The 13,779-nt window shown below is 70.8% G+C and carries 3 protein-coding genes; all 3 read left to right on the forward strand.

The window, feature by feature from the left end:
* Nucleotides 1-170 precede the first annotated feature (170 nt).
* From ACMGEZ_RS09000 to ACMGEZ_RS09010, 3 genes are read left to right on the forward strand one after another with little or no spacing between them, the layout of a single operon-like run.
* A complete protein-coding gene (locus ACMGEZ_RS09000) occupies nucleotides 171-11,057 on the forward strand; it encodes a cadherin-like domain-containing protein (RefSeq protein ID WP_436821919.1) in 10,887 nt (3,628 codons plus the stop codon).
* A gap of 53 nt (nucleotides 11,058-11,110) precedes the next feature.
* Nucleotides 11,111-12,994, forward strand: coding sequence for a TolC family protein (locus tag ACMGEZ_RS09005; protein ID WP_436821920.1), 1,884 nt, complete (start codon nucleotides 11,111-11,113; stop codon nucleotides 12,992-12,994).
* Nucleotides 12,991-13,773 carry an efflux RND transporter periplasmic adaptor subunit gene (locus tag ACMGEZ_RS09010; protein ID WP_436821921.1) on the forward strand — a complete coding sequence of 261 codons (783 nt, stop codon included), beginning with the start codon at nucleotides 12,991-12,993 and terminating at the stop codon, nucleotides 13,771-13,773. The genes ACMGEZ_RS09005 and ACMGEZ_RS09010 overlap by 4 nt, the downstream gene beginning before the upstream one ends.
* The last annotated feature ends 6 nt before the right edge of the window (nucleotides 13,774-13,779 follow it).

Here is a 13,779-nt window from a genome sequence, read left to right on the forward strand (position 1 = left end):
TCACAGGGTTGGAATGCTCAGGCAGAGGCAAAAAGCCCGCCGAGCGAATTGTTGTGGTCGAGCTTGTATTCCTTCGTTGATCCGCCCTGCATCCCGATGACAGCCGCGTGTGCATCCACACGCCCTCAGGCATCTCCGATGCCATCGCCTCCCGAAAGCTGAAAGCCCACATGCCAGATCCAAAGGTCGACTTTCTTCGTCCGCGCACGCATCGTTTTGCCCTGGAGAGCCGCCAGCTGTTCGACGGCGCCGCCTTCGTCGAGGCGGCCACGCATGCGGCCGACGCGCCGCAGGCGGGCAGTGCGCCTGCAGATGCGCACCATGCCGAGCCCGCGCAGCCGGCGCCGCTGCCGCAACACGAGCCGGTCGCGGCAGAGTCGGCACCCGCCCCGCAGCCTGCGCCGAGTGCACCGCACGAGGTCTACGTCGTGGACCAGAACGTCGCGAACTGGCAGCAGCTCGCCGCGTCGGTCCCGGCGGGTTCCGAACTGATCCTGCTGAACACCGGCTCTTCCGGCGTGCAGCAACTCGCGGACGCCCTCGACGGCCGCACCGGCATCACCGCGCTGCACATCCTGAGCCACGGCAGCACGGGCGAAATCACCCTGGGCAACGAACAGGTGGACGCGGCCAGCCTCGAGCGCTCCGCCGACGCGTGGAGAAGCATCGGCGCGAGCCTCGGCGCCGATGCCGACATCCTGCTCTACGGCTGCGACGTCGCTGCCGATGGCGCGCAGTTCTCGCAAGCGCTCGCCAGCCTGACCGGCGCCGACGTGGCTTCGTCCACCGATGCCACCGGCGCAGCCGCGCGCGGGGCGGACTGGACGCTGGAATCCACCACCGGCCACATCGAGGCGCGCACCTTCGCCGACGCCGACTACGACGGCGTCATGGCCGCCCCCACGGTCAGCACCACGGCGACGCGGCTCGTCGTGGCGGAGCCGAGCAGCCTCAATGCACCCGGCGCCGACCGCGGGGCGCTCAGCGGCTGGACCATCACCGACGACGGCTCCGGCAACGTGACCGTCACCGTCGTGGTCGAAGACCCCACGAAGGGCACGCTGTCCTCGGCGAGCACCACCGGCGTCACCGGCATCGCCGGCGGCTACAGCTTCACCGGCAGCGTGGCGGCCGCGAATGCGTGGGTGAACCAGCTGGTCTTCACTTCGGCCGATGTCGAGCTCGGCACCACCGCGGCCAGCACGCGCATCGTCGTGACCGTCACCGACTCCGAAGCGCCCGCGCTGAGCGCGACCCGCGCGCTGGACGTGACGGTGACGCCGTCGAACGACCCCGTCGCCGTGGCCGATGCGACCCAGTCCGTCAACGAGATCGGCAGCACGGTCCTGACGGTGGCGACGCTGAACGCGATCGATCCCGAAGTGACGCTCGGCACCCAGGTGCCGAGCCAGGTGGTGTACGCCCTCACGGCCGATACCGTGCATGGCCAACTCCTGCTCAACGGCACGCGCCTGGGCATCGGCGCGATCTTCACGCAGCAGGACGTGATCGACGGCCGGGTGGTGTACGTCCACACCGCCACCGGCGCGAACCAGAACACGCAGGACGGCTTCGCGGTGCAGATCAACGACGGCGCGACGCCGTCGAACCGCTCCGACACGGCCGCCATCACGCTCAACGTCACGCCGCTCAACCAGGCGCCGACCGTGAGCGGCTCGGGGGTCATCCTCGAAGGCCAGCCCGCCAATGCGCTCGACGGCGGCGGCAACCCCGCTTCGGTCGTCGGCAATTTCATCGTGGCCGGAGGTGGCGGCGACGATGCAGACACTGCGCTCACCGTGCGGCTGACCAGCCTGCCGACCGACGGCACGCTGTTCTTCACGGGCACCGTCACCATCGGCGGCGTGTCGCAGGCCGTCACCAACCGCGCAGTGACGCAGGCCGACATCGATGCCGGCTTCGTCTTCGCCTACGGGGCGCGTGGCGGCCTGACCTATGCCAACGCCGGCAACCGCGACACCAACCCCGCGACGCCGTATCCCTACGCCGACGGCTTCGGCGTCGCGGTCAGCGATGGCGGCGGCGGGGCAGGCAGCGGCGCGGTGCAGACCACCACCGCGACCATCGCGCTGACCATCCAGCCCACCGACGACGATCCCACCCTGGACCCGGCAAGCAGCCTGGTCGCCACCGTCACCGCCCCCGGCGACGGCAGCGGCGCCTACACGGTGACGCTGACCGCGGCGATGCTGAATGCCTTCGACGTGGATTCGAGCGACGATCGCCTCACCATCGCCGTGACCTCGCAGGCCCTGCTCGATCAGGGCCGCCTGCTGCTCAACGGCCAGGTGCTGCCGAACGGCGGCACCTTCACCATCGCCGATGTCAAGGCGGGCCGCGTGCAATACGTGCAGGTGGCCGGGGCCGGTCCGAGCCAGACCGACGTCTTCCAGTTCCAGGTGCGCGACAACACCACCAGCGTCCGCTGGAATGCCGACGGCACGCGGGTCGAGCGCGACGGCGGCCACTACAACGACAACGGCACGCCCGGCAACTACAACGACGACAGCCTGCGGAGCTTCAATTTCACGTTCAACCTGGTGGAGACGCCCACGGGGAACAACGGCAACTTCCCGCCCCTGAACAACACCACCACCCACGCCGATTCCAACTACGCCGGCACCAACGACAACGGCGTTTCGCGCGGGACGCTGAGCGAAGGCGGCACCATCGTGCTGGCAGGCACCGGCAGCGATTTCACGGTCACGCCGGGCCTGAGCTACACGGCCGACGGCGTGCCGCCCGAACAGGTGGTCTACACCATCCTCGGTTTCGACGGCACGGCAGGCGGCGCATGGAACGGCACGCTGCAGCGCTTCAACGGCACGACCTGGGTGACCATGGGGGTGTACGACACCTTCACCCAGGCCGACCTCAATGCAGCCAGGGTCCGCTACCAGCACGACGGCGCCAGCGAGGACTTCGAATCGAGCGTGCGGCTCTCGGCATCGGCCGGGGTGCTCGTCGACGACGGCGCGGGCGGGCTGACTTCCGATTCGTGGGACACCAGCTTCACCTTCTTCATCACGCCGGTCAACGACGCGCCGGTCACGGTCGGCTCGTCCAACACGGTCATTCCCGAAGGCGGCACGGCCTACATCACGACCGGGCAGTTGCAGATCACGGACCCGGACGACGCAGTGAGCGAAAGCTACCTCGAGTCCTCGGCCACGCTGCCCGGCGGCGGCAGCAACTACGCGTTCGACAACGCGGCCACCGGCGCCGGCGCACTGCAGTTCGAAGTGCTGACGCTGCCGCCCGGCGGCACGCTGCAGTATTCGACCGACGGCGGCACGAGCTGGCTCAACGTGACTGCGGGCCAGCTCATCGACGCGGCGCTGATCACCGGCACCGCCGGCACCACGGGGCTGCGCTTCGTGAGCGACGGCTCGGAGCTGCGCAACACGAGTTTCGATGTGCGCGCGGTCGACCGCTGGGGCGCCACCTCGAACACCGCGACCGTCGGCATCCAGATCACCAACGTCAACGACGCGCCGCAGATCGCGCCGGACCCGACGCAGCCCGACCCCGGGACCTCGGTCAATGACCCGCTGACAGTGGCGGAGGGCGGCTACGCGCAGATCTCCGCGACCATGCTCGCTTTCGACACCGACAGCAGCACGACGCAGGTTCAATACACCATCACCAGGGCCACGGCGCACGGCAGCATCGCCTACTCGACCGACGGCGTCACCTTCCTGCGGCTGGGCGTCGGCTCCTCCTTCTCCGAGGCGGACGTTCGGGCGGGGCGCATCTACTACCTGCACGGCGGCGACGAGTCCGACGGCGCCACCTATCCGAACCCGCCCAGCGACTACTTCACCTTCAGCCTCGGCGACGGCGACAAGGAGCAGGCGGGCAACCAGTTCTGGATCTACGTCACGCCCGCCAACGATGCGCCGGTGGTCACCGGGCCGACCAACCCGATTCCCGTCGACAGCGCGAGCGCAGTCAACAATCCGGTGCCGGGCTTCAGCGTGGCCGACTCCGACATGGACACGCCGACGGCCGGCGAGACCGATTTCGTGCAGGTCACCGTGCGCCTGCTGGATGCCGGTGGCAACGCCTTCGGCGCCGGCGCCTACGCCGGCGTGACCATCGGCTCGACCTCCGTGGGCGGCGTGACGGTGGACGGCGACAAGAACGGCACGGCCGACTTCCTGACCCTGCGCGGTACTCGCGCGCAGGTCAACGCGGCCCTCGCCGGCCTGACCGTGACCTTCGGCGACGACCGCGATGCGGTCTACCAGGTGCAGGTCATCGCGGACGACCGGCTGCGCAACGCGGCCGGCGCGCTGGTGGACACCGATGCAGGCGCAGGCGGCGTCCAGCCGGGCGCCAACGGCGGCCCGGTCAACGAATCCGATCCGCCGGGCACGACCGGCATCGCCATCCCGGCGACCGAGTACGACTGGTACAGCGCTGCCGTGCCGACGGCCGGCGCCATCACCGGCAATCTCTCGGCGGCCTCGGTGCGCATCTTCGCCTCGAGCGAGAACGACCCCGCGACGCTGACCGCGCCGCCGAGCGCCAACGTGGTGGAGGACCAGGCCACCTACATCGGCGGCGGCTTCGTGGTCGCCGACCCCGAGTCGGCTGCGTTCGACACGCCGGTCACGGTGCGGTTGTCGGTGCCCAGCGGCACGCTCGGCATCGGCGGCGCCGGCGCGCAGGGCAGCGTCACGCCCAGTGGCGGCCAGGCCGTCACGATCACCGGCGACAACACCGGCCTGCTCGTCCTCACCGGCCGTGCAAGCGACATCCAGGCCCTGATCAACAGCGGCGCGGCGACGGGCCTCACCTACCGCAGCGCGGCCAACCTCAACCACGACACCAACGGCGGCGATGCCGGCGACGTGACGCTCACCGCCTCCTTCGACGACGCGGGCTCGCGCATCGGCGACGACGTGGGCGCCGGCAGCGTTGCAGACAATCCGCCGGACGTGACCATGGCCCTGACCATCGCGCCGGTGAACGATGCGCCCACGGTCTCGCTCAACGGCGGCGTCACGTCGGGCACGCCGGTCGTCCTGACCGGCGGCTCCACCCCCACCGCGGTGCCCGGCTTCGTGGTCGGTGACGTCGATGTCGACGGCGACATCGCCGGCAACGGCGCCGCATCGGACGTGACCGACGGCGAGAGCGACTTCCTGCAGCTGACCATCCGCATCACCGACGCCAGCGGCAACGCCTTGCCCGCCACCTCCTACGACGGCACCAACGGCGAGGTCACCATCACCTCGAGCAATGCCGGCAGCTCGGGCGTGGCAATCGACGGCGCGTTCGACGGCACCGGCAGCGCGCTGGTCATCAGCGGCACCCGTGCCCAGGTGCAGGCCTACCTCGACGGCCTGGCCGTCGCGCTCACCGGCGAGCTGGCAAACGGCGACGTGAGCTACCGCGTCGAAGTCATCGCCGACGATCGCGTGCGCGACGGCGGCGGCGTGGTGACCGGCGCCAACGGCGGCCTGAACGACAACGCGGGCAACGGCACCGTCGTCCCGCCGGCGACCGCCATCAACCCCTACGCGGCCACGCCCGGCGGGCTGGCGAGCAATGTCGCATCGACCTACCGCACGCTGTTCCCGTCGTCCGTGAACGATCCGGCGCACATCGCGGCCGGCAACCTGAACGCAGGGGAGGGCGGCAGCAGCGTCACCATCACCGGCATCACCGTGACCGACCAGGACGCGCTGGACACCAGCATCCTGACGACCACCGTGTCGGTGCCCGAGGGCTTCACCATCACCGCCATCGGCGCGGGCAGCGGCGGCAGCGCGGTGATCGCGGGCGACGGCCGGTCGGTCACCATCACCGGCACGCTCGCCGAGATCAACAGCCGCATCAACACCATCGCGGTGCAGTTGCCCGATGCGCCCGGCGTGCCGGGGCGCCCGGACTGGAACGGTTCCTTCACCGTCACCGTCGTGGTCGACGACGAAGGCAATACCGGCGGCCGGCCGGCGACGCTGGCACCCGGCGACAACAGCACGACCGGCACCTTCACCTACCAGGACCAGAACGGCGTGGCCGCCGACCTGATCACCACGCGCAGCTTCAGCTTCACGGTCGCTCCGCTGAACGACGCCCCGGTCGTGGTCAACGGCAATGCCGAGACCCTGCCGGCCGTGAACGAAGACGCCGGCAACGCCGCCGCCGGCAGCACCGTCGCGGCGCTGTTCGGCAGCCACTTCAGCGATGCGGCCGACCAGATCGACAACAGCGGCACCGGCGCGACCGGCGGCAGCGCGCCCGACAATTTCTTCGGCGTGGCGATCACCGGCCTCGCGCTGAATCCCGCGCAAGGCGAATGGCAGTACTCGCTGGACGGCACCACCTGGACGGCCGTGGGCGCGCGCAGCGATGCCAACGCGCTGGTGCTCGCATCGAGCGCGCAGCTGCGCTTCGTGCCGGCGGCGAACTTCCACGGGACGCCCAACACCCTCACGGTGCGCCTGGTCGAGACCGATGCCAACGCCGACAGCGCCACGCCCGACCCGGCTTCCGGCTCGACCGTGAACGTGGCCGGCACCGGCAACGGCGGCACCACGGTCTACAGCGCGGCCACCGTCGTGCTGTCGACCAGCGTGGCCAACGTCAACGACCGGCCCACCGCGACCGATGCCGTGCTCCCTGCCGGCGTCGAGGACCAGCAGGGCCAGCCTGCGCCTGCGGCCACTGCCGCCAGCCTGTTCGGCGGCGGCTACGGCGATGCCACCGACAACCAGACCGGCATCACGGGCGGCGGCAACGCGGCCACGTCCTTCGGCGGCATCGCGATCGTCGGCAATGCCGCCACCGCGGCAGAGGGCAGCTGGCAATACTCGACCGACAGCGGCGCGAGCTGGACGGCCGTGCCGACCGGTGCCTCGGACGGCAGCGCGGTCCTGCTGCCGCCCGATGCGCAACTGCGCTTCGTGCCGGCCGCCAACTACAACGGCACGCCGGGCGGCTTGACCGTGCGCGTCTCCGACACCGCCGTCGTTGCGGGCACGGGCGACATCAGCGCCACGGTCGGTGCCGCGACCAGCCAGTGGTCGGTGACGCACACGCTGTCCACCACGGTGGCGCCGCGCAACGACGCGCCGGTGCTCGCAGGAACGCCCACCAACGCCAACGCGGTCGAGAACGGCCAGACCGGCACCGGGGTCAGCATCCCGCCGGTCGCGCTGCTCGGCGGCGCCGGCGTTTCCGACCTCGACCTCGCCACCACGCCGGGACTGGGCGCCGGCATCTTCGGCGCGGGCCGCATCACCGTCAGCCTCGACGGCTACCAGCCGGGCGACCTGCTGCTGGTCGACGGCGCGCTGCCGCCCGGCGCCAACGTGTCCGGCGGCAACGGCGCGCCGCTGGTCGTGCAGTTCGATGCCGACACCACGCTGGCGGAAGTGCAGGGCGTGCTGAATGCGCTGTCGTACCGCAGCACCAGCGACAACCCCACCAACTTCGGCGCGGACCCGGACCGGGTCTACACCATCGTCATCAACGACGGCAACAACGTGCAGGCGGGCGGCAACGCCGGCGGACCGGCGCTCGACAGCAACGTGCTGACGGGCACCCTCACCATCGTGGCCGCCAACGACCTGCCGACGGCCAACGACGACACGCACAGCATCGTCGAAGACATGGTCTCGGTCGGCTCCAACGTCGTCACCGGCCGCGTGGCGGGGCAGGGCGATACCGACCCCGACCATGCAACGCTGACCGTGAGCGCCGTGCGCACCGGCACCGAGGCCGGCAGCGGCACCGCAGGCAGCGTGGGCAGCCCGCTGGCCGGCACCTACGGCAGCGTCGTGCTCAATGCCGACGGCAGCTACACCTACACGCTGAACAACGCCGATCCGCGCGTGCAGGCCCTGACGGCCGGCGAGACGCTGACCGAGGTCTACACCTACACCGTCTCCGACGGCGCAGGCGGCACCGACATCGCACAGCTCACGATCACCATCACCGGGGCCGCCGATGGCGGCGCGGGCGACGATATTCCCGGCATCGTGGTGACCGACCAGAACGGCGCGGCGACCGGCCACCTCAGCGTCGACGAGGCCGGTCTCACCAGCACTGGCGACACCAGCGAAACGGCCGGCAGCACCTTCGCGATCAGCGCCGCGGACGGCCTGAGCAGCATCAGCATCAACGGCACGGCCCTGACGCTTGCACAGCTGCAGGCCGCGACCCCCGGCGCGCCGCTGACCATCACCACCGCCGACGGCGTGCTGAACATCACCGGCTTCACGCCCACCGGCACCGTCGGCGGCCTCACCACCGCCGGGGATGTGAGCTACACCTACACCCTGCTGCAGCGGCAGGACCACAGCGGCGGCGAGGTCACCGATCTCTTCGCGCTGACCGTGACCGACCGGGATGGCGATGTGGCGAACGGCACCCTCACGGTGCTGATCGTCGACGACGTTCCGCTGGCGGCGAACGACGCCAACAGCATCGACGAAGACGCGGGCACGAACACCGTCGGCGGCGACCTGAAGGCCAACGACCGCAACGGCGCGGACGCCGGCAACGGCGTGCCCCTCACGGCCGTGAGCTTCGGCGCCACGCCGGGCGTGCTGGGCAGCCCGCTCGCCACCACCTACGGCAGCATCGTCGTCAACGCGGACGGTACCTACACCTACACGCTGGACAACAACAACGCCGTGGTGAATGCGCTCAAGGACGGCGAGACGCTGACCGAGACGCTGAGCTACACCATCGTCGATGCCGACGGCGACACCTCCACCGCCACGCTCGCCATCACGATCAATGGCCGCACCGACTCGAGCGGGCCGACGATCGTTCCGGTCGACGGCAACGGCGCCGCGGCCGGCCAGACCGAGGTGCATGAAAGCGGCCTGACCGACGGCCCGGGCGGCGCGGACCCGCGCGAGACCAGCGGCGGCACCATTGCCATCAGCGCGGCCGATGGCCTGACCTCGGTCACGGTCGGCGGCACCACGCTGACAGTGGCCGAACTGCAGGCGCTCGGCACCACGCCACGCAGCATCGACACCGGCGAGGGCACGCTCGTGCTCACCGGCTTCACCGCCACCAGTTCGGTGGGCGGCGTGCCGACAGCCGGCGAGCTGAGCTACACCTACACGCTGAAGAACCCGCTCGCCCAGCCCGGCGCCACCGAGAGCTTCGATCCCGTCGCGCTGCAGGTCACCGATGCAGGAGGAGGCTCGAGCACGGGCACGCTGCAGGTGCGCATCGTCGACGACGTGCCGGTGGCCGCGAACGACGCTGCCAGCATCACCGAGGACGCGACGCCGAACACCGTGAGCGGCGACGTGAAGGCGAACGATGCGAACGGCGCCGACGACGCCAACGGCGTGCCGGTCACCGGCGTGAGCTTCGGCGGCACGCCGGGCAGCGTGGGCAGCCCGCTCACGACGGCCTACGGCAGCATCGTCGTCAACGCCGACGGCAGCTATACCTACACGCTGGCCAACGCGAACCCCGCTGTGCAGCATCTGCTGCCCGGCGAGACGCTGACCGAGGCAGTGAACTACACCATCACCGACGCGGACGGCGACACCTCGACGGCCACCATCACCATCACCATCCGCGGCGCCGACGACGGCGTGTCGCTGGTCCTCGACGACGGCAACGGCCCCGGCAGCACCGGCGAGGCCACCGTCAGCGAACGCGGACTGGGCGACGGCGGCGACCCCAGCGAGACCACCACCGGCCGCTTCGTGATCAGCACGCCCGACGGCCTCGGCAGCCTCGAGGTCGCCGGCACCACCCTGACCCCGGCGCAGCTGGCGCAGCTCGGGACCACGCCGATCACCCTCGTGACCGACAAGGGCCTGCTCACGCTCACCGGCTACGACCCGGCGACCGGTGCCGTCACCTACAGCTACACCCTGACCAGCCGGCAGCCGCATGCGGGCGGCGAGGTGACGGACGACATCGCCATCGTCGTGCGCGACCGCGACGGCGACACCAGCTCGGGCACGCTGCGCGTGCTGGTGATCGACGATGTGCCGACCGCGCGCGACGACGCCGCTTCGGTCGACACCACGCGGCCGGGCACCTCCACCGTCGGCGGCAACGTATTCGGGCCGGGCGGCCGCGGGCCCGGCGACGTCGGCGACCGCATCGGCGCCGACTTCGTGGCAGAGCCCGTGACTGCCTTCTCCTTCGAGGGACGGCCCGGCGTGATCGGGGGCGGGGCGCTCGCGGGCGCCTACGGCAGCCTGCGCATGAATGCGGACGGCAGCTACAGCTACGCGGTGGACACCAACAACACCCGCGTGTCCGCGCTCAGCGACGGCCAGACGCTGACCGAGGTGTTCAGCTACACCATCACCGATGCGGACGGCAGCACCAGCACCGCCCAGCTGGTGGTGACGATCCGCGGCGCCTCGCAGTTCCGCCCGCCGGAAGGCGACCGGGTCTTCCCGATCGAGTACCCGGCGCAGCAGCGCGTCATCTCGCAGGGCATGGTGCCTGCGCTCTTCGTGCAGTTCTCGGTGCAGGAGTCGCAGCGGGTCAGCCAGGGCGCGTTGGCATCGATTGCGGCACGCGTGGCCGGCGGGGCGTCGTACAGCGCATTCGAGCAGAACGCGCTGCCCGGCATCGGCCAGGACATGAGCAACATCCAGCATGTCAGCCGCGACGGCGTCGCAGCCTCGCTGCGGCTGCTGGAGGACCTGCGGCAGAGCCTGGCGCTGCGCGGACTCGATGCCGGCCTGCCGGACGGCGGCAATGCGCTGTTCGGCGACTTCCCTGCCTTCGCCGTGCCGGAGGAAAAGGCCGCGCCCGAGCAGGGCAGTGGCGAGCGCATCGTGGTGCCGGGGGCCAGGACCTCGGCCGCGCCGCTCGACGCGCATGCGCCGCACGCGGAACTCATCCGGCTGCCGGCCGCGGCCCACGCCGCCGACGTTGCCGAAGCGCCGGCGCGGCCGGTCGATGCCGCGCGTTCCTTCTCCGGCCGGCTGGCCGCGAGCGCTGCCGAACGCGGCACCGTGCGCGACGTCATTCGCGTGCAGCAGCACGAGCCGGTGCGCGTCACGGTGCCGGGAGCCCGCTCGTGACCGCAAGCGCACCCATCGGATCCATCTTCCAAACCCAACATGAGAGAGTCAACGTGAAGAAATCGAAACTCCCCGGCGTCCCGAGCCTGATGGCAGTGGCCGTCGCCATCCTCCTCGCCGGTTGCAGCGTCAACCCGGTGCAGGTGACGCCGGACGAGGTGGCGCAGCGCGTCGCCAACGACCAGGCGCAGATGTACAAGGACCAGGCGCCGGTCGCCGCGCCCATCAGTTACTCCGACGCACTGGCCCGGGCGCTCAAGTACAACCTCGACTACCGCCTCAAGCTGATGGAGAGCGCGCTCGCACGCGGCCTGCTCGACGTCTCGGCCGCCGACATGCTGCCCAAGCTGGTGGCCGACGCCGGCTACAACGACCGCAGCAACGACTCGGGCGGCACCAGCATCGGCATCGAGGACCGCGTCGTCAGCCTGCGGCCCTCCACCTCGGAGGAACGCTCGCACTACTACGGCCGCGCCACGCTGTCCTGGAATGCGCTCGACTTCGGCCTGGCCTACTTCCGCGCCAAGCAGGCGGCTGACGAGGTCAACATCGCCGAGGAGCGCCGCCGCAAGATCCTGCAGAACATCGTGCAGGACGTGCGCAACGCCTACTGGCGCGCGCTCGGTGCGCAGCGGCTGCTTGCCGACGCCGACCAGCTCGCCACCCGCATCGAGGACGCGCTCGCGAAGTCGCGCGAGGCCGAGCGCGCCGGCGTGCTGCCGCCCGCGCAGGGCCTGGCCTACCAGCGCGCGCTGCTCGACGCCATGACGCTGGTCAACCTCAAGCGCCAGGAAATGCAGTTCGCCAAGCGCGAGCTCGCCGCGCTCATGAGCCTGCCCCCGGGCACCGAGTTCACCCTGGTCGACGGGCCCGTGGACGCGCTGGCCCCCGCCACGCTCGACATCGACAAGCTCGAACGCGCGGCGCTGGAGAACCGGCCCGAGCTGCGCGAGGAGGACTACAAGGCGCGCGTCGGCGTCAACGAGACCAAGAAGCAGATCGCCGCGCTGTTCCCCAGCCTCAACCTGTACGCCGGCCCGCGCTACGACTCCAACGAGCTGCTCTACAACAACAGCTGGAGCGATGTGGGCGTGAGCGTCTCGATGGACCTGTTCCGCCTCGCGGCCATTCCGGCGATCAAGCGCACCAACGAAGCGCGCGTGCGCAACGACGAGGCGCGCCGCCTGGCGCTCTCGATGGCCGTGATCACGCAGGTGCGCGTATCCGTGGAGCGCTACAAGCTGGCCCTGGTGGACCAGGAGCTGGCGGCCGAATCGAGCCGCGTGGACCAGCGCCTGGCGAGCGTCTCGCGCGCCGGCAGCAGCAACCGGCTCGAAAGCGAGCTCGAGTCGCTGCGCACCGATTCGCGCGCGCTGGTCTCGCGCTTCTACCTGGCCACCGCCTACGCGGCGACGCAGGCTTCGTATGCCCGCGTGCTCAATTCGGTGGGCATCGACCTCCTGCCCGACACCGTGACCGGCACCGACCTGCCGACCTTGGCGAAGGCCATCGACAACAGCCTGGCCGAAGGCGAGAAGGTGGCCTTCGTGCAGACCGCCGCCGTGCAGACCGCCAGCCGTCCGATCGTCGTGCGCGTGGAGAACCTGCCTTCCGGCGTGAGCGAGGCCGCGGTTCGCGGCGCCGTCGAGCGCATCGTCACCCGCAACGACCTGCAGACGGCGCAGGGCGGCGACGCGCTGGCACTGACACTGAGCTTCGAGCGCGTGGATTCGCGCGCCACCGCGCGTGCGCAGTGGCGCGTCACGCTGTCCGAGCCGGGCGGCCGGCAGCTGCTGTCGCAGCGTTATGCGAGCTTCCTGCCCAACGCGCCCACCGAGCGAGCGCTCGGCGCCTTCGCCGAGGCGGCGACGCTGTCGGTGATCTCCGACGTGCGGCGCCTGTCGCGCAGCGGCGCCTCCGTGGCGCAAAAGCCGTGACGAGGACTGTCAGGTCCATCGGCCTGCTCGCTCTGTCTCTGTGTGCGTACGGGGTCGGCCTGCAGGCCGCCGCCGAGCCGGTGCCCGCGCGTGCGCCCGTGCAGGGCGCGCCCAGTGCCGCACCGGTGCGCTTCCTCGTCGTGGCATCGCAGGAAAGCATCCTCTCCGCGTCCGTCGCCGGGCGCTTCGCCAAGGTGCCGGCGAGCCTGGGCGACACGGTGCGCGCCGGCCAGTTGCTGGCCGCCTTCGACTGCGCCGAGGTCCAGGCGCGGCGCGATGCGGCACGCGCCGAAGCCGAGGCAGCGCGGGTGCAGTACGAGGCCAAGATGAAGCTGCAGGGCTTGCAGTCGGCGGCCGAGGTCGAGGTCGAGCTCGCCGCGGCCAACGTCAACAAGGCGCAGAGCCAGATCCGCATCTTCGACGCCCAGCTGGGCCAATGCGCCTTCGTGGCCCCGTTCGCGGGCAAGGTCGCGCGCGTGCATGTCAAGGTGGGGCAGGGCGTGAATCCCGGCGCGCCGGTGGTGGAACTCGTCGGCAGCGGCCCCCTCAAGGCGCGGATGAACGTGCCCTCGCAATGGCTGGCCTGGCTCAAGCCCGGCGAGCGGCTGGAAGGCATGGTCGACGAGACCGGCAGCGCCTGCGAACTCAAGGTCACGCGCATAGCCGGCCGCGTCGATGCGGTAAGCCAGACGGTGGAGATCGAGACCGAGCTTGCGAGCGCCAGCGGCCAGGTGCTGCCCGGCATGAGCGGCCAGGTTCGCGCGCCGGTGCGGCGTTGAGCCTCG

The sequence above is a fragment of the Variovorax stachyos genome, assembly GCF_051400855.1.
GTDB lineage: Bacteria > Pseudomonadota > Gammaproteobacteria > Burkholderiales > Burkholderiaceae_C > Variovorax.